General features: G+C 51.7%; 16 protein-coding genes and 1 pseudogene. 4 read left to right on the forward strand and 13 right to left on the reverse strand.

The window, feature by feature from the left end:
- Window positions 1-13: 13 nt before the first annotated feature.
- From tssM to tssB, 13 genes and pseudogenes are all read right to left on the reverse strand, one after another.
- Window positions 14-3525, reverse strand: a pseudogene (gene tssM / locus RHD99_RS21795) (type VI secretion system membrane subunit TssM).
- Window positions 3526-3544: 19 nt separating this feature from the next.
- Entirely contained in the window at window positions 3545-4951 is a 1407-nt protein-coding gene (tssA, locus tag RHD99_RS21800) for a type VI secretion system protein TssA (RefSeq protein WP_309876561.1), read from the reverse strand.
- Window positions 4952-4955: 4 nt separating this feature from the next.
- Window positions 4956-5678, reverse strand: coding sequence for a type VI secretion system-associated protein VasI (gene vasI / locus RHD99_RS21805; protein ID WP_309876563.1), 723 nt, complete (start codon window positions 5676-5678; stop codon window positions 4956-4958).
- Window positions 5675-8341, reverse strand: coding sequence for a type VI secretion system ATPase TssH (gene tssH / locus RHD99_RS21810; protein ID WP_309876565.1), 2667 nt, complete (start codon window positions 8339-8341; stop codon window positions 5675-5677). Before tssH ends, vasI begins: the two co-directional genes overlap by 4 nt.
- Before the next feature lie 8 nt (window positions 8342-8349).
- Window positions 8350-9165 (reverse strand): type IVB secretion system protein IcmH/DotU, encoded by an 816-nt coding sequence (gene icmH, locus RHD99_RS21815; protein ID WP_309876567.1) that lies wholly within the window; start codon window positions 9163-9165, stop codon window positions 8350-8352.
- 4 nt (window positions 9166-9169) lie between these two features.
- A complete protein-coding gene (gene tssK, locus RHD99_RS21820) occupies window positions 9170-10513 on the reverse strand; it encodes a type VI secretion system baseplate subunit TssK (RefSeq protein ID WP_183272478.1) in 1344 nt (447 codons plus the stop codon).
- Window positions 10514-10515: 2 nt separating this feature from the next.
- Window positions 10516-11040 (reverse strand): type VI secretion system lipoprotein TssJ, encoded by a 525-nt coding sequence (gene tssJ / locus RHD99_RS21825; RefSeq protein ID WP_309876569.1) that lies wholly within the window; start codon window positions 11038-11040, stop codon window positions 10516-10518.
- Window positions 11037-12335, reverse strand: coding sequence for a type VI secretion system-associated FHA domain protein TagH (gene tagH / locus RHD99_RS21830; protein ID WP_374708496.1), 1299 nt, complete (start codon window positions 12333-12335; stop codon window positions 11037-11039). The genes tssJ and tagH overlap by 4 nt, the downstream gene beginning before the upstream one ends.
- Window positions 12336-12351: 16 nt before the next feature.
- The gene (gene tssG / locus RHD99_RS21835; RefSeq protein WP_309876572.1) at window positions 12352-13398 is read right to left on the reverse strand and encodes a type VI secretion system baseplate subunit TssG; all 1047 of its coding nucleotides are present in this window, start codon (window positions 13396-13398) and stop codon (window positions 12352-12354) included.
- The gene (gene tssF / locus RHD99_RS21840) at window positions 13365-15185 is read right to left on the reverse strand and encodes a type VI secretion system baseplate subunit TssF (protein ID WP_309876574.1); all 1821 of its coding nucleotides are present in this window, start codon (window positions 15183-15185) and stop codon (window positions 13365-13367) included. Before tssF ends, tssG begins: the two co-directional genes overlap by 34 nt.
- 5 nt (window positions 15186-15190) lie before the next feature.
- Window positions 15191-15616: a type VI secretion system baseplate subunit TssE gene (gene tssE / locus RHD99_RS21845; protein WP_309879235.1), complete on the reverse strand. Its 426-nt coding sequence runs from the start codon at window positions 15614-15616 to the stop codon at window positions 15191-15193.
- Window positions 15617-15621: 5 nt separating this feature from the next.
- Window positions 15622-17097, reverse strand: a complete 1476-nt coding sequence (tssC, locus tag RHD99_RS21850; RefSeq protein WP_309879236.1) for a type VI secretion system contractile sheath large subunit — start codon at window positions 17095-17097, stop codon at window positions 15622-15624.
- A gap of 29 nt (window positions 17098-17126) precedes the next feature.
- On the reverse strand, window positions 17127-17627 hold the full coding sequence (gene tssB / locus RHD99_RS21855) for a type VI secretion system contractile sheath small subunit (protein ID WP_183272474.1): 501 nt from the start codon (window positions 17625-17627) through the stop codon (window positions 17127-17129).
- A gap of 661 nt (window positions 17628-18288) precedes the next feature.
- Here tssB and RHD99_RS21860 point away from each other — a divergent pair.
- The 4 genes from RHD99_RS21860 (at window position 18289) to RHD99_RS21875 (ending at window position 22469) form a co-directional block, all read left to right on the forward strand.
- Window positions 18289-18807, forward strand: a complete 519-nt coding sequence (locus RHD99_RS21860) for an Hcp family type VI secretion system effector (protein WP_270141178.1) — start codon at window positions 18289-18291, stop codon at window positions 18805-18807.
- 184 nt (window positions 18808-18991) lie between these two features.
- On the forward strand, window positions 18992-20956 hold the full coding sequence (locus tag RHD99_RS21865; protein ID WP_309876577.1) for a type VI secretion system Vgr family protein: 1965 nt from the start codon (window positions 18992-18994) through the stop codon (window positions 20954-20956).
- Between the two features lie 18 nt (window positions 20957-20974).
- Window positions 20975-22219, forward strand: a complete 1245-nt coding sequence (locus tag RHD99_RS21870; protein WP_309876578.1) for a hypothetical protein — start codon at window positions 20975-20977, stop codon at window positions 22217-22219.
- A gap of 13 nt (window positions 22220-22232) precedes the next feature.
- Window positions 22233-22469 (forward strand): hypothetical protein, encoded by a 237-nt coding sequence (locus tag RHD99_RS21875; protein ID WP_309876579.1) that lies wholly within the window; start codon window positions 22233-22235, stop codon window positions 22467-22469.
- Window positions 22470-22505: the final 36 nt, after the last annotated feature.

Below are 22505 nucleotides of genomic sequence, written 5' to 3' on the forward strand. Positions count from 1 at the left end.
TAATATCCCAGCATCAGTACAGCGTATCCGGCAGTCGGAATTCACTGAACAGCCCACCAGTGAACGGATTGTCTTCGGTATCGGTATGAATCCGGTACACCATCGCGCCACCGTCAACGTTAAACCGAACGTTGAAAGTGCCATTTTGCACACTGGTCAGTTGCCCCGCCCCGAATAACCGGAACTGCGCCCACGGCCCATTGAAGCTGATGCTGCGCGGTGAGCTTCCGCCCGCCCCGACTAATGTCAGCTTACTTTCGTTGCCTTCACGCATATTGTTCGGCCAGACAAGGTGCGACGTAAAACTCCGCCCTTGAGCGTAATCGACAAGCTGACCATCAAGGTTCAACACGCTGCGGCGTTTATTGCCTGACAGTGACACGGTTTCCACCGCAAATTGCGTGCCCAGCCCGTTTTGCTTACTGAAGAAGATGTCACGAATTTTCTGTGCGGTGTCCAGTTGCTGACTAATGTCCTCACGAATAATCACGCTGTTATCCCCATCTTCCAGGGAGAGGTCGTTCTCCATAAATAGCTTCAGGTTATGCTGGTAGAAGCTGTCCAGTACGCCGTCCGGTTTAAAGAAACGTTCGAATGCATCCAAAGACGCATCTTGTTGCCCGTGTGGGTTAAACGGATAGTTGTTTGCAAGCTGCTCGTTGAACGGTTTCACCACGTTGTCGCGCCAGTCCACTTCCATATAGTGAACGGCTTCCACCATTACGACATGCCACGCCTGGTCAGCCAGTTTGCCCACCCAGCGGTTGAGCGGTGCAGGCAGGGTTTTTGCCATCTGGCGCGTAGTAAATATTGGGTCGCTGCTGTTCTGATCCAGCCGCAATTGCACGGCCTTTAGGGCAGATTTTCCTGGCACCGGCGCATTTTGTACCGCCAACAGATAACGATGTAGTTCTGTCAGTTGCTGATACACCGCCTGCATCGTGTTTTCTTTATCTTTCTGTACCGCCAGCGTGCTGTTTTCTGCGGCAAACTCATGCCCCAAGCGAGTCAACAAACGGTAGTCTGGCTCGGCCTGCGCTTCATCCCGTGCTTTGTCGTCCAGTTTTTCAGAAAGGAGGGCAGGCTGCGTGTTATCCCGCAGCGCGGTCAGCGCACGCTGGAGTGGCTGATCGCCACTGATCACCTGTTCCAGCGCGCTGGTCAGTTGTGCAATCGACTCATACTCGCGCACGTTGAGGTTATCCATTCCAGCCCGCCAGGTCGCGGTGTAGTCACTGATATATTGTTCCGTCAGTTGACGCTGGATTTCTGTGCGGTCGGCATCACTGTATTTTATGCTTCGGGTGAGGTTCAGCACCCACGAGTCCATCGCCGTCAGCTCCACCAGCTCATCACGCTGTTTTACGAAGTAGCTTTGTAGCCCATAGCGAGTGAGAAACTGCGGGACGACGAGTTTATTGTCGTCTGCGGAGGTAAACACCGATTCAAAAGTGGGGCCAACCTGGTCGCGCAAGTTTAAATCCGCAGGCAGTACACCCAGCGCCCGCGTTTTCAGGCTCTGGTAGACGCGCTGATAGACCGGCAACTTGCTCAATTCTTTTTGTGCCACCACCACCGGGCTGTCATAAGGCGTCCAGCGGCTTATAGCGTCCCCATCGCCTTTCTCACGCTCTGCATGCCAGTCCGTGTGTAATAGTGCGTAATCCAGATGGGACATCAACTGTGCCTGGATATCACGCTGACCGTGGTACGCTTCGCCATATACTGTTTAACCACTTCATTATTGCGACCGCTTTTGTCCTCCAGCATCCTGATGACGCGCAGTACCGCGAGTTTTTCCTCGCTTTCCGGAGGGGCGGCATTCATTGCTTTTATAAGGCCATTAAAAAGGGAGGGCAGATAACGCTGTTCTAATAGTTGAAGGTAAGTCTGTTCCACATACGGCCCGATGCGTTTGCCCTGATATAACCCCATATCCGCCAGACGGCTGCGATCGCCCCAGTCACCATAAGCCAAAGTGGCATCACGAACCGGGTTAAGCAGCGGCAATTGAAGGTGGCCATCTTCGTCAATTCCCTGCGGAGGCGGCACTTCCATAAAAGCTTTAGCCTGCGCTAAAACCTGGACGCCAGCGCGCCAGTTACTGTTGTAGTAGTGCTGCCAGCCGGTGACTGCCAATACAGCAAGCACTGCACTACTGGCAGAAAACACCATCATCCGACGACGGGCATTCCCCAACCAGACACTGTTTTCCCCAGACAGATTGGGTTCTGCCAGCAACGCCTGTGGGAAAAGGTTGCGGGTGAAATACGGCACCGTATCCACCAGCGGCCATGCCGCGAGTGGCCCGCTACCCAGTTGATACTGGCGAGCGGCAGACTGCATGAAAATGTCATCCATCTGACCGCGCTGTAATGAAGAGGTCAGATACACACCACGCAGCATCACATCCATGTTTTCGCCGTCCAGCAGGCCACTGAGTAAGGCGATGAGATGCTCACGGCCACCTTGTATCTGGCGAGCAAAGCTGAACAGAGAACTGCGGGAGTGGTTCTGTGCCAACATCAGATCTGGCAAAGAGTGATTCATCCGCTCTCCCCATGCCTGCCAGAAGCTGCTCAGTTCGGCCTGCCAGTCATCATTTTCGTGGGCATGGCGAGTAAAGGTGACACCGAGGATGGCATCACGATCCTTTCTGGGCAGCGACTGGAATAACGCAGCGAAACCGTGCAAAAGATCCAGTTTCGTCAACACGATATAGACAGGCAACTGGCAATGCAGATGCTGGCGAACTTCTTGTAATCGCTGGCGCAGCATCTGTAACAGGTATTCACGGCGACGCTTATCGGCGGTCAGCAAGTCGGGGAAATCGAGCGTAAGAATGAGTCCATTCAGTGGTTGGCGGGCACGTTTTTCTACCAGCCAGCCCAGAACATGTTCCCACAGACGACGAGGCAACACATCCGCATTAACCTGTTCCAGGAGTGAGCCATCGACATCAAAAATCACCGCTTGTTTTCCGACGTACGGGGTAATGTAAATATGCTGTTCAACCCCTCGAATGGCGTCTGGGGTATAAATAATATCGGACGGAAAACCTTCGCGCAGTAGCGCGGTTTTACCGCTTCCGGCAGCCCCAATGACCATGTACCACGGCAGCTGCCACAGATAACGGCGGCTATCGAGATGACGCTGCAAGCGCAACAGCCAGCGGTCGAGGTAGCGCTGCTGGACGTTCAGTTCCACTTTAAGCGGATCCTGAGTCTCCTGACGCTGTTGTTTCTGCTGATGTTCCAGCTGTTTAAGGCGATTCATCACACGGACCGTAAGCCACGCGAGTGCGATAAATCCCCAAACCGCCGTTGCCAGCCAGCGGCGAGTCAGTGGCTGCAACCAATGTTCGCCATACAGCGTCCATGTCGGCCCCTTCCACCAGATCCACACCAGCAGAAAAATCCACGCCAGCACGAGTAGCCAGGCTGCAGAAACTTTAAATCGGGGCATCGCCGGTCGGAGGGCAGACTTTAGCCCGCTGAATAGTCGGGGTGTCGGTAATCTGAACACAAAAACTCCTGGTTATCTGTTACTGTTCTGCCGTGAACTTTTTTTCTAATTGCTCTAACAGGGAGGGTTCCCAGTCGGGCAGCATTATTTGTCGTCCCGTTTTGAACAACATCCGGTACTGCTGATGCGCCAGTTGCACCATCCCGGTTTCTTCCATCAATTGCGCCCCAAGATACTGCCGATAAAACTGGTCGCGGGGATCGCCTTCGGGTAGTGCGTCCAGATACCGCAGCGCAGCCTCCAGCCCCTGCTCGTTAAAACACTGGCGTGCAGCTGGTGTATATTCATCTGTCTCAGGCACAGCCTGACGACCAGAAGGCGATACCAGCCACTGTTTTGTTTGTGGGTTCATAAACGGGATACGGTCGTTAAACAACAAACCAGCAAGCTGGGGCAATCGGGTAACAAAACGTCCTGTCTCATCGCGGATGGCCAGTGCCACATCCTCATAACCCAGACGTTGTGCAATTTGTGCAGAAAGATGGTGGCCATCCAGCCAGTACGGGGCCAGCAGCAGGCTGTTTTCCACTTGTTGCCACAGCGCTGTATCTGCACTGGCAAGCCGGGCTTGATAATCTGCCACCATATCGACCGGTACTGCCGCCAGCGGTGTCCGCCCATCACTTTCCGACTGCGGTGTGCCAGTAATGCTTTGCCACAGCGCATGGCGGCGCAGACGGTAGCCCTGTGGCGAATCCGGCTGGCGTTCACAGAGAATGGCGGCGACTTTCAGCAGCGTGTCTCTCCAGGCTTTATCGTCGTGGCTATCGATGGATACCTGCGGTGCAGGAGCAACAGCAGCAGGCGTATACCCTACTGTGGTGTTCTGCTGTAACTCACCCGAGGGTGTAGTCGCAGGCGACGCAGACGGTGCTGATGCGATATCACGAAATGCACGCGGGTACAGAGCAAACAGATCGTCCGTCACCTGCGCCAGTTCAGGGGCATTATTGACCTGCCAGCACTGCGCTAACTTCGCCAGTTCCCCCAGTAAGGAATCACGCTGCGCGGTATCAGCGCTTTCTGCAAAACTGGAAACGCCGCCTTCAAAGCGTTTTACCACCTGAGTGGCAAAACGCTTTTTGTGCGCCATATTTTGCGGCGCGGCGACCATCCAATAATGTTCTACATATAACGTCAGCAGACGCAGCGCCAATAGCTGTTCACCAGCATGTTGCAAGGTGCGCAACAGATGCGCCAGCAAGCGGAAATCTTTGGTTTCTGAAGCCAGAAGCATCAATCCCCGACGCTGTAATTCTGGAATATCGAGCTGACTGTGGGCCAGCGACCCCAGCTTGACGATTTCGCCGTCTATATATTCCCAGTCTGGGTTATCGTCTTTCAGTGCCGCGCACAGTTTCTCTTCTGGCAGGTTTTCCAGCAGATGGGAAATCCAGGTATCCGGATTGCTTAAATCCATTGTCATTATTTTATTCTCCCGCCCAGTGGCAGGCATCGCGCAGCGGCCTGATGGCCTGTGCCAGCCCGTCGATATTAAAGGTCAACTTCCCGGCGGTGCTGTTCGTGCCCGTATCCACAGTCAGCGTTTTGGCACCGAACAACTGGGTAATTTCATCTATACCGGACAGCCCTCGGCTGGATTCGAGCAACACGCCGTTCTCGCGCACAAACCAGCGGCTTTGGAATGTCTTGTTATCCGCAGTCAGAGTCACGGCGATATCATGCGTCTCCAGTGAGTGCATCAGCGCCACCTGCATCCGGGTGATGTTGTCCACACAGCTGAACATCAGCACCGGGCGCGGCGGGACATTGCCAATCGCCGGGGTAGTAATGACCACTGTCGGGCGATCTCCCGGTGTTTGCGTGATCAACAGTGAAGTGGTGTTACCTGAACGTTGCTTTTCCTGTTCTGTGGCACGTGTCCACGCTTCACCCTGATAGCGGGCTTTGACCAACGCGCTTTCGAACCCGGTCTGCTCTGGTGCGAGGATATGGTCATAGCAGCCAAGACGCTCCAGCGCCGCAGGCTCACGGCGACAAGACTGCATCGCCTTGATGGTGGCTTGCGTGTCCGGAGGGGGCGCACTTGCCAACCCCACACCAGATGCAGGTGGCGCGTCCGCATAGACAGTACAGGCGAACAGCCCTGCCATCAGCCATCCGCTTTGCCGGAAAACGCGCACCCAGCTCATAAAACAGTTTCTTCCTCTGTCTGCGGCAAGGCATCGGGAACGTCTTCGACTTCTGCTGTAAACGTACCTTCGGCGGCCGATAACCGAATACGCGCGATCGCCGTATTAGCTGCCATTTTCTGGAGTAGCAACAACGAGAGTGGCGGCAGCATGTCGCCATCAATCACCGACTCCAGCATCCTGGCTCCGTTCTCTGCACGGGTGACGCGCTTCATGATTTCGTCAGTCACTTCCGGTTCAATAACGACTTCTGCGCTAAAGCGGTTACGCAGCACGTTATCGAGCCGCGCCAGTTTCCCGGCAATAATTGTGGCGAGCGTTTCACGTGACAGCGGCAGGTAAGGCACCACCTCCATTCGTGCCAACAGCGCCGGTTTGAAGAAATCAGCGAGTACCGGATACAGCGACTCTTGCATCAATTCCGGGTTGTCAGCATGCTCAACAATGGTCTGATAGCCGAGATTAGAGGTCAGGAAGAAGACGATATTTTTACAGTCAATCAGGCGCCCTTCCCCGTCGGCCATTTCGCCTTTATCAAACGCCTGGTAGAACAGGTTGAGTACATCCGGGTGGGCTTTTTCCACTTCATCAAGCAGCACTACCGAGTACGGTTTCTGGCGAATAGCCTCGGTCAATACGCCGCCTTCACCGTAGCCGACATAGCCTGGGGGCGAACCAATCAGCCGGGAGACGGTGTGCTTTTCCTGGAATTCCGACATGTTGATCGTGGTGAGATACTGACGGCCGCCATAGAGCAGCTCGGCCAGTTGCAGCACGGTTTCAGTTTTACCCACGCCGCTTGGCCCCGCCAGCAAGAATGCGCCCAATGGACGACCAGGACGCCGCAGGTCAGCACGCGCGGTGAGCAGATGTTTATGCAGATTGGCAATCGCCAGCTCCTGGCCTTTGATGGTATCGCCAAGCCACTGCGGCAAACCGGTTATGACTGACATCTCGTTCTGCGACAGGCGATTAAGCGGCACGCCAGTCCATTCAGCAATTACGGCAGCAATTTGTTTTTTGTCCACATGCGGTGAGACCAGCAACTGGGTGTGATGCAAAGCGTCCAGCTCCGCCGTCAGTTGTGCCAGACGTTCAGCCGATGAAGGGGTTTCTGGCTCGATATCACTGACAGCTTCCGTATCAGGTGTTGCGTTCAACAATTGCTGGCGTAGAGCAATAATCTTCTGCACCAGTGTCTGCTGCTGATGCCAGGCTTCTTCCAGTTTTCGCAGCTCATCCTGCGTGGCTTCATGCTGCGCATGAACCTCGTCCAGCCGAGTATTATCGGTGCGTAACCCAATACGAATTTCACGCATAAGCTGGCTGATTTCAGCCTCACACTGGTGAGATAACGTGGTCAGCGCGGATATCTGTTTTGGTGGTGAAGAGAGGTTAATCGCCACCCGGGCACAGGCGGTGTCCAGCACGTCGATAGCTTTATCCGGCAACTGACGCCCTGACAGGTAGCGCTCGCTTAACGTCGCCGCGGCCTGTAACGCCTCATCATCAATCAGCACGCCGTGAGATTGTTCATATACTGCCGACAGTCCACGCAAAATAATCGTCGCTTCCGCAGCATTGGGTTCGCTCACCTTCACTAGCTGGAAGCGGCGCGACAGCGCGGCATCTTTCTCAAAGTATTTTTTGTATTCGCTCCAGGTGGTGGCAGCGATGGTTTTCAGCTCGCCACGTGCCAGCGCAGGTTTAAGTAGGTTGGAGATATCAAGCCCACCCTGCTGGTTGCCTGCTCCGATAAGCGTATGAGCTTCATCAATAAACAGGATAACGGGAACCGGTGAGGAAATGACTTCCGCCATCAGCCCCTTAAACCGTTTTTCGAACTCACCCTTCACCGATGCTCCGGCCTGCAATGCGCCCAGGTCGAGCGTCATGATGTCGGTATTTTTCAGTTTATCCGGCACCTGGCCTGCCACAATTCGCAGCGCCAGCCCTTCAATTAACGCACTTTTCCCAACGCCCGCTTCCCCGACTACTACCGGATTATTCTTGCGGCGGCGACAGAGAATGTCGATCATCAAGTCGATTTCACGATCGCGACACAGCACCGGATCCAACCGACCCTGGCGGGCATCTTCAGTCATGTTTTTCGCATAACGCGCCAGCAGGCTGTCGCTATTGTCCGTTTTCGCACTGGCGGTTTGGGCGTCAGTATCCAGTGCAACAGATTCAGCAGACTCGCGCGTCCATTCTGGAAACGCCTGGCGTAGCTGGTCTCGGTTAATGCTGGTTAGCAGTCGGGCGGCAGCTACGGGGATATAGCGCAGCGGCGAGTGCAACAGAGCCATCAGCAAAACACCGCCGCGCAGTTCGCTGTGCTGCATATCAGCAGATGCCAGTAGCCAACCCTCTTTCAGCCACTCGGCAAGCATCGGGGAAAAAGCAGGATAGTTATCCGGTGTACGAGTTCCAGGCCAGTTTTCCACCGTCAGCGCCTGGCGCAGCGCATTGATATCAATTTCAGCTCGTTCAGCTATCACACGCAGATCGCTGCGCACCGAGGCCAGCATTTGCAACAATACATGTGCCACGGTAATTTCCGGCGCCTGCTGACTCATGCATTCGGCGGCAGCTGCTTCCATCGCCTGACGAGTAAAAAGGTTCAGCCGTTTTACCAGCGTGGGGAGATCAATCTGGATCATAAACGTCCTTATCGCAGTAATTTGTTAAGCTGCTGCAGAATGTCCTGTGCCTGGTTGTCCAGGCGCAGCAGGTAGAACAGATAAAAAAACACCAGCACGGTAACGCTGCCGAAGAAAATATGTTTGATGGTCAACCGTTTGATTAACTGATAGCGCCCGCCCTGCGTTTTTTTATCCTGATGCAGCAACGGGAATTGGGCATCGCCGCGCAGCCCGTGCAGGACGTGGTGCAAACGGCGGTAAATCTGTTCAAACTCATCCTGACTCTGTACCGCGACTTTATAACGCCCGCGAAAACCCAACGAGAAACAGAGATACAGAAACTCAAGCAGATCCTGGTAGCGCTTCGGCTCGCGGATCAGGCGTTCAAGCAGGATAAATACCTTTTCGCCACCCCAGGCTTCGTTGTGAAAATGAACCAACAGCGATTGCTTGATCCACTCATTCTTGTTTGACCAGCCATTACCCAGCGCGGCTTCGTCTATATAGGTACAAAGGATGTAGCGAAACGACACAATCACACCAGGTTCGTAACCTTGCTCCTGAAGCAGTTGTTCCACAGCCTGGACGTCCGTCACCACCTGAGAAAAAAGTTGCTCCGGCATGGCGTTACTGTTCATCCCCGCAACACGCATCACCATACCCAGCAGGGGCGTGGCCGCATCGATCATCGGGTTGAGGCTGTTACCACGCAAAGTAAGCCGATACTGGCGGCGGGTAGTTCCTTCTCCGATTTCTGGCGAAAACGCCTGCCCTGGATCTGGCACGTCGGTCGTGCTCAAGAGGTCATTTCTGTCGGGCATAAGAACGGACTGTTCACTCATGGCCTTAACCTCTTATCGCCCACAGCTGCATATCCAGTTCCGGGAAGTTGCCGGAAATATGCAGCGCCAGCGCACCGGCTTTCACCACGTCTTGCCAGGCCGTTGCGCCTTTGTCGAGATCGAAATAGACGTAGCCATCGTGATATGGCAGCTGGCGTGGAGCAGCAGTCAATGAACGTAATGGCACACCCGGAACCTGTACGCTAACCACGTTGCGGATTTTATCGGTGGCAGCAATTTTCGACTGCTGGGTGAACTGGAGAATAATTTGGTTATGTGGCATCCGCGCACGTACTGCCAGCACAAAGGAGCCGGACTGCAACAGTGTTGGGTCGTTAACGGTGGCGATATAAACCCCGTCACTAAAGATGAGCGGCAGGTTTTGCGCCCGCGGCATCAATACGGTATTGAGAGCCCGACGTAGCTCTGGGATCACCGTTTTAAACGATTGAGTGAGATCGCGGTGACTGTAAACTTCGACAGGACAGGGGAGACGGCTGTTTTCGGTAAACGTCATTAGTTCGCCCAGCAGCCTGACCAGATCCAGATAAAAGGCTTCCGGATGCAAGGTATGCAGGTGTGACCGATGAGTGAAGTGCATCTGGCTGCGGTTGAGCATCTGCAGCATCATAAATTCCGACACATCAGCGATACCACTTTGCTCCGGCGAACCAATGCGCTTTGCTAATTCACTTGCGCGATTGCTAATAAGCCCTTGCACGTCACCGACAAACCCGTTTAGTACCGAGCTAACCCGGATTGCCTGACAAGTGGGAATAAAACTATCGTCCAGTACCAGAGCACCATTGGGCAATTGGTTACGTATACGACATAGCGGCAACGTCACCATCGCACTGAGATCATCAGCGCCACTAACAATTTTCAGAGCCAGTTGCCCCAGCACTATCTGCTGTACATCACCACCATCCGAGTGCAGATCACGAACATCAGCACGGGCCAGTCGATAACGCTCAGTTCCTTGTCCAGCGCTTTTGTAACCTTCAATTTCACAAGTGATATCGCTTAACACTGGTAACGCCAGGTAAATATCATGGCTTCCTGGCATCGATAGACCGAGTGGTTGATACGGCGTAGGAAGCTGGTCCTGTTCAGGTACGCTGAATACAGTCCCATCCGGCATGCAGCCCGCAGCGCTGTCGAGCATAATCTTGCCCTGAGCCAGCAATTCGGTATTGAGAGCCAGTGTCGTAAATCCCCATACAAAGTCATCCAGCGCATTCATGCGCTGGTTCAGCAGATATTCATGGTTGCGCTGCTGTTGCTGAAAATGCTGCGGTATGGCAAACAAACCTTCCTGCCAGAGCACCTTATTTTTCGTGGTCGCCATCGTTAGTTGTCCTCTTTTTTCATTTCGATGCTGTTCTGACGTACATGCACTAGTAGGCGGTAACTGTGACCGATTCCTTCTACTGGCTCGATTTGCTTCCATTCGGTGGTCTGGTCGTCGGAAAAATAGGCAATAACGCCAATGAACTGCGTTTTCGAATCCATTTTCACTGGTGGCAGGGTTTTCATGATGTCCGGCAGCAGACTGAGATCCTGGTGATCGATATAGTTTTTCCCCAGAACATCTGGCAGCGGCGTACTGGCAACCTGGTCATAATCAGCGGCCTGTAATTTTGAATCGTCGCTCAGATAAACCAGTTGCACATCCACTGGAGCAGCTTCACCATCTGCGTTGACATTGGTGTCTGGTTCAGTCAGTAGTGTGACGGTAACTTCTGAGGGCTGATCCACCGTCTTTCCAACCTGTATATTCGGGTTGCTGATCACCTGACCCAGTTTCTTCGCCGTTTCGCAACCGGTTAATGCAACACTAATCAGTACGCAGGCCAGAAGCGCCTTTGTATTCATGCTTCCGGCTCCCGCTGATTCTCACGTAATACCCGGTCATAAACCTGGGCGTAAACCTCGTTGAACAGCATGGAGAACCCCTGCTGGCGGTCTGATGCCAACTCGTCGTAATAATGGCTATACATCCGCCAGGCCTCAGCGTCATTCAACGGCTGGCGTAGTTCGTGGCTACGGCGATACTGCACAAAACGACGCATCAGATTTTGCGGCGAAAAAGCGTCGAGCATCACGCGTAATGCCTCGGTAATCGCCACTCGGTTCGCATCCTCGTGATGGCAAATATTACGCAAACTCTCACCAATAGCGGCGGGAGCCGCCAGATGCACCGGGCTTTTACCTTCGGCAAACATCACGTCCAACGCGGTGGAGTAATCCATGTTCAGACGTAGCGGGTTGTCCTCTAATGGGCGCAAGTGTTTATCAGACAGGCTATTCTGGCGGTGTTGTAAATCGAGCAACCCCTGAATCGCCGCACGCAATGCACGCCCCGCCTCTTCCAGAAAATCATCGGCATCTTGTGAATTACGCACAGCAAGCGAACAACCCAGCCCACGCAACAGTGGGGTAACGGCAAGATGGAGCTGCGCCATGTCAGCCGGGGAAGTCACTTCATCATTACTGTGACGTGGGTCGGCATATATCGGCGGTAGATCCATAAACTGATTATTGATCCCACTATTCCTGGCAAGATCGGACTGCGGGGCGGAAGAGCGAACATGCGTCACACCAGAAAATAAATCGCCTGCTGTGGTCAGGCTTTCAGTCTGCAATGCCTGTAATGGGTCAGTCGAAAAACCGTTTACTACAGTGTCAACCAACTGGTGGCGATGAGGCATTCCAGGGTAAGCAGGCTGACCATCGGTGGTCAACAATGCATCTGCCAGACGATCGCGGTTACTCACGATAGTTTCTGGCGCTGCCATCTGCTCGCTATAGCTAATCAGCTTTCCTTCATGGATAAACACCTTCAGTGCAAGTGCACCGAGAACTATTTCATCCCCCTGACGCAGCCGTACTAACCCTGTATCCACAGACACAGGAGCCAGATTGATCATCAGCCCCGGCATCAAACTGCGTAAACAAAACGCACCGTCATGCTGGACAACCTGGCAGGCGCGACCGGCAACCGATCCGGCCCGGTCCTGCACCGGCCAGTGGCACGCAGTAGCGTGGCCGATATCCCCTCCGTCAGCGGTAAAGAGACATTTTGCGGCCCGTCCGCTTTCCAGCTCATTGCCGTTCATTATTTGCAACGTCAGTGACAGTGCAGAAGATTGTGGCTTTTCCTCAGCCATATGCTGTTCCATAGAATTATTCCCTGATGTGGAGGGTGACTGAAGGCGGTGCTTTCGGTTGACCAATAAACGCAGTTCGCCCAATACAGGATCGAGACCGGTCACCCAGACGCATTCCTTTTGCCTGATCCGGAGCCAGGCACAACCGTAAATCCCAGGCGAATTGGTCACGCAACAGGAAGGAAATAAACATCATCAATGCCTGGTGGTTTTCACCGTCCGGCAAAAACGAGAGATAGCGCTCCATTGACAGGTTGCCAATCTGCAACAGAAATTTCCCACTGCGATCTGGCACGCGGGCACCAAGCGTAAAATTAACGCCAATCACCGAACGCCCAGGAATATGGCCAGCTGTTTTCTTTTTCGAATTACGCACGCCCAGGCGGTTCTGCTGCGAAGACTCAATCGGCACTTTGCGCAACTGCCAGTTTTCAATAGTGACTTCCTGCAGATCAAAACAGTGAGATACCAGGTTGCACACTACATCTGGCGAGCGCCCCGGCGTTGCCAGCACACCCGCGTAAGCCAGCATTTTGCTGTGGTTTATAGTCAGCTTGTCACGCACACTTTTATTGCCCAGCCCGACTAGCGCGTACATCCGTTGTGAAAAAACATCCGTACCACCATTGCGAAAACAGATGTAATAGCGGTACTTGCGCCAAGCGTGGTACACAAACTGTGTCCAGCGGTGGCTGAACAAGTCGAGAAACGCCGCCATTCCCTCTTCATTCTGTGCAGACTCCCGCGCCATCCGATCCAGGTAGTAACCAGGCAACGGCGATTGGCTGCCAGAAAAACCGAGAAATTTAGTTGTCAGGGTGAACTGCCCGACGCCGTTACGCTCAAGCACATCCAGATCGCTGCCCGGAAAAGCAATACTGGCACTGGATTTGAACAGCGCAACTTCCCCTTCTGGTTCAGTACGCAGGGATGGTTCCTGATTCGGATCGCCGTACTTGCGGTACAGCGCATCCATCAGCACATAAAAATTTACCCCACGTACATCTGACGGAAACGACGCAGGTTTCCCTACATCAGTGCGTGCTGGCCGGTGTGTTGCCATTCCCAGTACTCCTGACTTTCCGTGTTAATGATTTTCAGACAGTGAAACGAATTGATGCTGGCATACAACGAGAAGAATTCAGACAGTACGGTTCCCAGCAAATAGATTTCCCCCTCGCAAATAAATGGTGTGGGGTTTATCCACAGCGTGGTTGACAGTCCCCGCACTGGCACGCCCTTAAACAATCGATCAACAGGGCGAGATTCTATATTTTCGATTGCATCCAATTTTTGGCCGGAGAGTCGAGCCTGCTGCGGATGATGAATGCCGGGTAAATCGAATGTGCGCAACACCTGAACCAGAGCCTCTCGATCCAACAGGGAGAGATAGTTCAGGTTCATGCAGGAAATCAGCGACCAGTGCATATCACCGTCTGTTATCGGATACAGCGGCCTGGTCGGTCGAGTGACATTACTGAAGGACGCTACCGCTGGATTTTTATTAACGGCAACGCAGATGTCGCCAGTATGCAGTTGAGCTGGCAACATTCGGTTGGTGCAAACCAGTGAAGCCGTGATGACTTCATCCCCCAACAAGGAATTATCCGGTTGGCTACCATCAGCATGGACAAAAGCAATGGAATGATCCTGACCATGATGGAAAAGTGAGTTTTTGGTACGGTGATGCCAGTAAATAACTTCTCGCTTGAGACTGTATTCGATCTGATGTTGAAACCCTTCAAACTCAGGCCAGAGATGAATACGTTTATCCTTAACGCTGTCTGTTAGATTGCTGGAAACCGATTTTACCCAAAAAATATCATAGGATTCCGGGTGCTTTTGGCTGGCTCGCAGTGGATACTGCGATGCACTGTTATCCGGACTGACGGGTTCAGCATGATGCGCAAACAGGTTTACTGCTGGCGTACAATAGAGGCGTAAAGAATTTTTACGCAGTTTGACATCAACAGGTAGCGGCTGATTAAAGCGCAGGCGCAACGTAAAGTTAGTGGCCGGAAAATCTTCCGGCAGTGGTGTGGCACACCGTAGATGAAAGAAGAAAAAACTCTCCGGATAACAGAAATATTCCTGAAGAACGCGGTAGCCGTTATGGACATTTTTCGGCCAGGGTAGCAGGGCATCTTCCCGTTCAAATCCGGCCGCCTCCAGCCACAGATCCGGTTGTGGCACATGACGATCTCCGGCGACTAATTCAGCATCCATCAACCGCTCACTGAACCACAAATAAAGCTGATGGCGGGTGTAATCGTCTTCGTTGCCCAACCAGAAAGTGAGTTTATTCAGGTCCAGTGCACCAGGAGGTACATTACCATCAGTAAACAGATCTATTTCAATGCACCCATCTTTCATGGTGCTGCTATTACGCACATCCCCGGCATGCAAGGGTTGTAACCAGATATCACGCGCCAAAGTAAAATGGCAGGCAGGTGGCGAATCTTCTTTATCGTCGGTCAGCGTACCCTGAGTGGCGGACAGTGACCCTCTTTTGGTCTGGGTTCTTACCAGTTCATCACGGCAAACCTGAACTGACGTTTTCAGTTCATTTTTAGGCTGATATTCAATGACCGTCATGGCCGGTACCGGGCGCAAATAATTAGGCCACAGCATATTAATTAAGCCGTGTGTGAATTCAGGGAATTCATCCTCCAGCTTTTGTCGCAGGCCACCAGAAAGAAAAGCGAAACCTTCCATCAGGCGCTCTACATCTGGGTCACCTTCCTTATCAGCCAGAAATCGGGCCAGATAAGGTTTTTCCTGCGCCAACAGCTTTCCTAGCTGACGTAGGTAATCCAGCTCTTCACGATAGTAGCGTTCTTCGAAGGCCATTAGGTTTACTCCACACGCCAGTGCTGATGGTTATCCAGTAGGATGTCAAACTCCAGAACATCCCTGCTATCACTGAAATCCATTGTCGCAACAATATGAAAACGCAATTCCAGCGGGGCATAACCATCCTCTGCCACTGCCGTCACACTCACATCAGAAATTCGTGGTTCAAAACGCAGAACGCAATTGCTGATGGCATTTTTGATTCCCTCTCTGAAATCACCGGACACCAGGACACTATCATTTAAGTCGGTGATCCCCAGTTCCGGTGACCCATGACAACTGCCGGAACGAGTGTTAAGCACGTTTTGCAGGTTGTTCAAAACAGAGCGCAGTAGCGCTTCTTTCGGTTTTCTGCGTAAAGGCGAATCAGCCGCCTCCCGAATACGTTCAAACAGACTGCCTGCACATCCTGACTCTCGTTCCATCATCATGGTTATTCCCTATCCAGACGCCCTACCAGTGACAGTTCGAAACTTGCACCCATAAACTTGAAGTGAGGGCGAACGCTGAGCGCGACTTGGTACCAGCCCGGCTCCCCTTCCACGTCCATCACTTCCACTTTCGCCTGGCGTAACGGTTTACGGCTACGCACCTCAGAAGGTGGATTATCCTGGTCGGCAACATACTGGCGGATCCACGTATTCAGCTCGCGTTCCAGATCGCCACGCACTTTCCATGAACCCAATTGCTCACGTTGCAACACTTTGATGTAATGAGCTAATCGATTGATAACAAATAAGTAAGGAAGCTGAGTACCCAGTTTGTAATTGGTTTCTGCAGCCTTTCCTTCTGGGGTTTTACTGAATGTTTTTGGCCTCTGCACAGAATTTGCAGAGAAGAAAGCGGCATTGTCGCTACCTTTGCGCATAGTCAGGGTAATAAACCCTTCCTCTGCCAACTCATATTCGCGACGATCGGTGATGAGTACTTCTGTCGGGATTTTTGCCTGAATCTGTCCCATCGCTTCGTACATATGGACTGGCAAATCTTTTACTGCCCCGCCGCTTTGCGGGCCAATGATATTTGGACACCAACGAGTGGAAGCAAAACTTTCTGCCATATTTGCTGCCAGCAGGAACGCGGTGTTACCCCATAGGTAATCTTCATGACTACGGCTGACATTCTCTTGGTAGTTAAAACTTTTTACTGGATTTTCATACGCCGCGTACGGATGGCGCAGCAGAAAACGTGGCGCCGTCAGGCCAAGATTACGAGCATCATCTGAATCGCGCAGGTTGCGCCATTTGGTGTAAGACGGGCCTTCAAAAATAGCCGCTACATCCCTAATCGCCGGCAGTTCGGTGAAGGAGTTCAATCCGAAAAATTCAGGAGAAACTGAAGAAAGGAACGGCGCGTGTGCCATCGAACTGACCGCACTGATATATTTCAACAGCTTCATATCAGCAGAGGTGTTTTCAAAGGCATAGTTGCCAATAATCGCTGCAATAGGCTCGCCGCCAAACTGACCGAAACCGCTGGAGTAAACATGCTTATAGAAGCCAGATTGAGTGATTTCAGGGGCAAATTCGAAATCATCCAGTAATTCTTCTTTAGTGGCATGCATCACATGAATTTTGATGTTTTCGCGTGGATCGGCATGGTCAACCAGTAACTTCAGTGAACGCAGGAAAGATTCCAGCTCCTGAAACTTCGGCTCATGAAGAATGAGATCCATCTGACGGCCAGTACGCTCATCAATGTCGGCGATCATGGCGTTGACAGCCAGGATATCAATGGATTCTGCGCTATCGTCACTCTGCAACAGGGCGGTAATAAATGCCGTCACACCCTGGCGGGCAACATCGTAGCTTTCTGACTCAGGTTGGAAGCGAGTCTGCGCCATAATTTCGTCCAGCAAAGATGATGCAGCGGCTGGATTAGTGGTAACGGAGTCTTCCTGTAATAAGATGTCTGACATACTGAAATCCTTGTACAAAGTTATTTCTGGCCAGCAAGGCCTAACTCCGCAATTAACTGTTCGCGGGTTTCTTCGTTATTCAGCAACGCCTGAAGCCGGGCGCGAAACGCTGGCACGTTGCCCATAGGGCCGCGTAGAGCCACCAGTGCTTCACGCAATTCCAGCATTTTTTTTATTTCTGGAACCTGGGCTGCAATATTGTCCGGCGTAAGATCCGCCATCGACTTCACTTTCAGGCTGATATTCATCAGGGCATTAGGATCTTCACTAAGTGCTGACGAAACAGCGAACTCCCGTTCGATCCCTGCACGCTCCAGCACCGAGTTAAAATTGTTTCGGTTAATAGCAACTGGGTGGCGCTCATCCAGCGGCGTGTCATCTGTGCCACCTTTCAGATCCCCAGTAACCAGAAGGTTAAGCGGCAGCTCAACCTCTGTCATTTGCCCATCAGTTTTTGGGGTGTAACGTATATTGATGCGCTCTTTAGGCGCGATACTGCCATCGTTTTTATTGCTGCTCATAAAAAAGTCCATCAGGTTATCGTTCAGGCCATGAATACAACATAACCCGGACAGAAATTAAATACCGGGAACGCCTACTCGGTGGCAGTAAATAATTAAACAACTACTTAATCGTGTCGCATATTACTCACTAAAAATAATTTTAAAAGAGTTTTATATAAATATATAAAATACAAATACAAATTAAAAAAACATATAGATAATTAATAATATTATAGAAATAACCAACAAAAACAACATTTTAAAATATTTACTTGCTTCATTTATTTTAATTTTAAATATCAAAGCAACCATTCATAGCTCAGGCAAATAGCGAATTCATTTACATTAATTATTATTAACGCGAGTGACATTGATAAAAACTTAAAAAACCATCGATATTGAGATTTAAATCATAAAATGCAATGTTATATATGATTCAATATTGTCCTAAGTCGGATATATTTAAAATAGCACCAACAATACTAAAATATTTATGGGAACATATTTAAATAGCATTGGTAAGTATTTATACAGTTATCTGGTCTGGCGAAATTTATTCGTAAACCGGATACAGGAACAAAGCGGTTCTCGATGTCTAGCCGTACCGCTTTCGCCTGCAGAGGATTAACGGCAGGCAGCCATAAGAGCAACTAAGACCATCCACAAGGAGTTAATGATTATGCCAACACCATGTTATATCTCGATGACAGGACAAACCCAGGGAAACATCACTGCAGGTGCATTCACCGCTGATTCTGTCGGTAACATTTATGTACAGGGCCATGAAGATGAAATGCTGGTGCAGGAATTCCTGCACAATGTTACCGTGCCGACCGATCCGCAATCCGGTCAGCCTTCAGGCCAGCGCGCGCATAAGCCGTTTATCTTTACTGTTGCGCTGAATAAAGCAGTTCCGCTGCTATACAACGCCTTAGCTTCAGGTGAAATGCTGCCAACCACTGAACTTAAATGGTGGCGTACCTCGATCGAAGGTAAGCAAGAGCACTATTTCACCACCCGCCTGACTGACTCGACTATTGTCGATATCAACCTTCATATGCCGCACTGCCAGGATCCTTCACAGCGTGAATTTACACAGCTTCTCGCCGTGAAACTGGCTTACCGTAAAATCGAGTGGGAACACGTCAAGTCTGGTACTTCCGGTGCCGATGACTGGCGTGCACCGCTGGAAGCATAAGCATCAGTTTACAGCCCTTAGTCCCTGCGGACTGGGGGCTGTTTTGTATCATGCACTCAAGGGCTATCAGTAAGGGATTACGTTTTCGCGAAAGATGGCGGCACCGGGAATGTCCGGGTAGCGGGCCTGAGCACAGGCGTAACACCGTACTGTTACAATCGTGGATTAGTGCCATGGAGGTTTTATGTCATTAAAAGGATTACGCTTTACCCTCGAGGTCGACGGCCAGGAGTCCGATACCTTTGCGGTCGTGAACTTTAGCCTGGCTCAGCATCACTCCTTTCCGTTTGTTCTCGTCGTGGACGTTGCCAGCGACACTTTCCGGCTGACAGCAGAAGAATTGCTGGAAAAGAACGCCACGCTGACTATCTGGCAGGGCACCACGGTACAGCGTTATGTCACGGGTGTGGTGACGACCTTCGGAATGCAGGAAAATACCGGCTGGCAGATGCTGTACCGCTTTACCATCCACCCTCCTTTGTGGCGCGCTGGCCTGCGTCAGAACTTTCGCATTTTCCAGCAACAGGATATTCAGACTATTTCAGCTCTCCTGCTGCAGGAAAATGGCATCAATGACTGGCAGCCCTGGTTTTATGAAGACCATCCGGCCCGGGAGTTCTGCGTCCAGTACGGCGAAAGCGACCTGGCGTTTTTGTCACGCCTGTGGGCGGAGGAAGGCATTTTCTTCTTCGATAAATATTCCCCGGACGGTGCGAGCCAGACATTAACGTTGTGTGATGATAAGGCGGGCCTGGCCCGGGCTGAATCTTCCTTCCCGTTTAACCCGAACACCCGCGAAGTCACCGATGAGTGTATCAGCGTGTTTCGCTATGAAGCCTGCGTCAGCCCCTCATCCGTAATAAGCCGGGACTACACCTTTAAAATACCGGACTGGCCGGGTCTCTATAGCCACGATGGCCAAAACCTGAACGGCCAGTTCTCGCAATATAAAATCTTTGATTACCCGGGGCGCTATAAAGACGAGCAGCACGGAAAAGATTTTACCCGCTACCGCATGGACGGCCTGCGCAATGACGCAGAAAAAGCCAGCGGCTCGGCTAATACGCCAAAATTGTGGCCCGGCGTACGCTTTACGCTGACCAGACATCCGCTGGACAACCTCAATCGCGACTGGCAGGTGGTCAGCAGCACGCTGCTTGGCCATCAGCCACAGGCGCTGCACGGCAGCCAAGGCAGAGGCACCACACTCAGCAATGAATTTGAAGTGATACCGGCAGACAGAACATGGCGCTCAGCACCCCTGCCGAAGCCGAAAGTGGATGGCCCGCAGAGCGCCGTCGTCACCGGCCCACCAGGAGAAGAAATCTTTTGCGATGAGTATGGGAGGATCCGCGCCAAATTCATCTGGGATCGTTATCACGGGACCACCGAAGACAGCTCCTGCTGGATACGTGTCTCGCAGGCATGGGCGGGTGCAGGATTCGGCAACCTCGCCATCCCACGCGTCGGCCAGGAAGTGATTGTTGATTTTCTACATGGCGACCCCGACCAGCCAATCGTGATGGGACGGGCCTATCACGAAGACAACCGTTCACCAGGCGATCTACCGGGTACCAAAACCCAGATGACCATCCGTTCTAAAACCTACAAAGGTAGCGGGTTTAACGAACTGAAATTCGATGACGCGACCGGCAAAGAGCAGGTCTATATCCATGCGCAGAAAAACATGGATACCGAAGTACTGAACAATCGCACTACCGATGTGAAAGTCGATCACACCGAAACCATCGGCAACAACCAGAAGATCACTGTGGGTCTGGGGCAGACGGTGACTGTCGGTAAAGAAAATGCGGGCGGCCATGACCAGACCATCACGGTGGCCCATGATCAGAGCATGAGTATTGGAAATGATCAGAAAGTAGAGGTCACGAAAAATCGCAGTAAAAGTGTGGGGGAGGATCAAAACAGTAAAGTGGCAGGAGATGATACGGAGAATGTTGATAAATCCCAGAAGATCACCATTGGAAAAGATTACACCCTAACGGTAACAGACAGTCTGACGATTAAAGTGGGGGAATGCCTACTGAAAATGAACAAGGACGGCACCATCATGCTGAACGGTGTGAAGATTCAGTTCAAAGCGCAAGACAGTATTAAAGGTGTCGCCAGTGATATTCATTTCAACTGATACCGCTGAGAACGCGTCATGTTAGCCCTTAGGCTTCGCCATCTACTTGCAGAGCAATATACCGATATGCTGGCGCAGGATTTCCGACTGCGCAGTGTACTGTTATCGTCACATTGCCATACCCTCAGTGACCTGACCTGGTTTGACTTGCGTATGCAAACCTACCAGGAAGGGATGATTTTGTTGAAGGAACAGACTTCCGATTACCTCAGCCGCCAGATTCGTGAACCGCTGTCTGCGGGAGAACTGTTTTCCGTGGCGCTATTCGCAGCCAATGCGAACGATGAGTTTCTATTGTCTGGTTGTCTGGGAATGGCACAGGCGTTGCCGCATTTATTCTCTCCCCTCTGCTCTGCGATTAACTGGATGCCAGGCCGATCGAATGTATGGCCGCAGATACTGTCACTACCGGCTTGCCGTGCTTACACGGCGGCAATCCGAAACGATCAGCCCGCATCTGTAATGTTCAGCCAGCAAGAAGTCCAGATGTTGATTGAGCAAGATAAGTGTGTCGATTATCTGCTTCAGACTCTTTGCCGAAGTGCGTCGCCGCTATTTATTCCTGCTCTGGAAACCCTATTTTCCTCAGGTCAGGAGGAACTCATATTACAGGGATGCCAGGCTGTTTTATGTTCTGACTCACTGCCGAATGAATACACCATTGCAGCGACCAGGAATCTTCATCTGCTCACCCGCAGTAAAAAAACCAACATTCGGACCTTTGCCGTCAAATATCTGTTAACTCACACACGGGGGGTTTCTCATTCCCTGGTGAGTGACCTGCTCGAAGAAGGAAATGATACCCGCCTGGTCATACAGGCAATGGGTTGGTCAGGCAAGGCTGAGTATATTCCTTCGCTGATGGCTTATTTTGACACGCCTGAATACGCCCGATTGAGTGCACTGTCCGTCATTACCATCACGGGTTCGTTACCCGAACATGATGGCTGGCAGCGTAAAAAAGATGGAGAAATACCCCCCGACTTAACACCTGAGTCAGCTGATTTTCCGGTGCGTGATCCCGAACAAGACGTGTGTTGGCCTGACAGAAAGGCTTTTGCTGGCTGGTGGCAGGCTAATCAAAACCGTTTTTCGCCGGATGCACATTATCTGTGTGGGCAACCTGATACACAGAAAGGGCTGAACACGGTGCTTGAACAAGGCTATCTGAATTTGCGCCAGCTGGCGTTGATGAGGATGGGTATGCTTCCAGAGCTAGCAGCCCTGCCTGTCGTTAATCTCAGCCAACCCACTGAAAATTAATAAAGGAACAACAATGCAACAGATATTAATAAAGACGGCAGCACATGATGAAAAAAGAGAAGAAGCCATTCCTGTTTCGAACATACCGGAAGAACTGATTTTCACGGCGCAACAGAAAATCACACTCAGGTGTGGAAAATCATCTATCACGCTTCATCCAAACGGCAAGGTAGTGATTAAGGGTGATTACATTCTCAGCGACGCAGAAGGGGTAAACCGTCTTTCTGGTGGTCGTATCGAAGTGAACTAAATCATCACCCTGAAACAAAACAGCCTTAAAGACAGC

The sequence above is a fragment of the Buttiauxella selenatireducens genome, assembly GCF_031432975.1.
Taxonomy (GTDB): Bacteria; Pseudomonadota; Gammaproteobacteria; order Enterobacterales; family Enterobacteriaceae; genus Buttiauxella; species Buttiauxella selenatireducens.

Excerpts from the sequence above, each read along its gene's own strand:
- vasI (WP_309876563.1), bottom strand. The coding sequence starts at position 5,678 with ATGAGCTGGGTGCGCGTTTTCCGGCAAAGCGGATGGCTGATGGCAGGG.
- tssE (WP_309879235.1), bottom strand. The coding sequence starts at position 15,616 with ATGATGGAACGAGAGTCAGGATGTGCAGGCAGTCTGTTTGAACGTATT.
- RHD99_RS21875 (WP_309876579.1), top strand. The coding sequence starts at position 22,233 with ATGCAACAGATATTAATAAAGACGGCAGCACATGATGAAAAAAGAGAA.
- tssB (WP_183272474.1), bottom strand. The coding sequence starts at position 17,627 with ATGAGCAGCAATAAAAACGATGGCAGTATCGCGCCTAAAGAGCGCATC.
- tssG (WP_309876572.1), bottom strand. The coding sequence starts at position 13,398 with ATGGCAACACACCGGCCAGCACGCACTGATGTAGGGAAACCTGCGTCG.
- RHD99_RS21870 (WP_309876578.1), top strand. The coding sequence starts at position 20,975 with ATGTTAGCCCTTAGGCTTCGCCATCTACTTGCAGAGCAATATACCGAT.
- tagH (WP_374708496.1), bottom strand. The coding sequence starts at position 12,335 with ATGGCTGAGGAAAAGCCACAATCTTCTGCACTGTCACTGACGTTGCAA.
- RHD99_RS21860 (WP_270141178.1), top strand. The coding sequence starts at position 18,289 with ATGCCAACACCATGTTATATCTCGATGACAGGACAAACCCAGGGAAAC.
- tssF (WP_309876574.1), bottom strand. The coding sequence starts at position 15,185 with ATGGCCTTCGAAGAACGCTACTATCGTGAAGAGCTGGATTACCTACGT.
- RHD99_RS21865 (WP_309876577.1), top strand. The coding sequence starts at position 18,992 with ATGTCATTAAAAGGATTACGCTTTACCCTCGAGGTCGACGGCCAGGAG.
- tssJ (WP_309876569.1), bottom strand. The coding sequence starts at position 11,040 with ATGAATACAAAGGCGCTTCTGGCCTGCGTACTGATTAGTGTTGCATTA.
- tssA (WP_309876561.1), bottom strand. The coding sequence starts at position 4,951 with ATGACAATGGATTTAAGCAATCCGGATACCTGGATTTCCCATCTGCTG.
- tssH (WP_309876565.1), bottom strand. The coding sequence starts at position 8,341 with ATGATCCAGATTGATCTCCCCACGCTGGTAAAACGGCTGAACCTTTTT.
- tssK (WP_183272478.1), bottom strand. The coding sequence starts at position 10,513 with ATGGCGACCACGAAAAATAAGGTGCTCTGGCAGGAAGGTTTGTTTGCC.
- icmH (WP_309876567.1), bottom strand. The coding sequence starts at position 9,165 with ATGAGTGAACAGTCCGTTCTTATGCCCGACAGAAATGACCTCTTGAGC.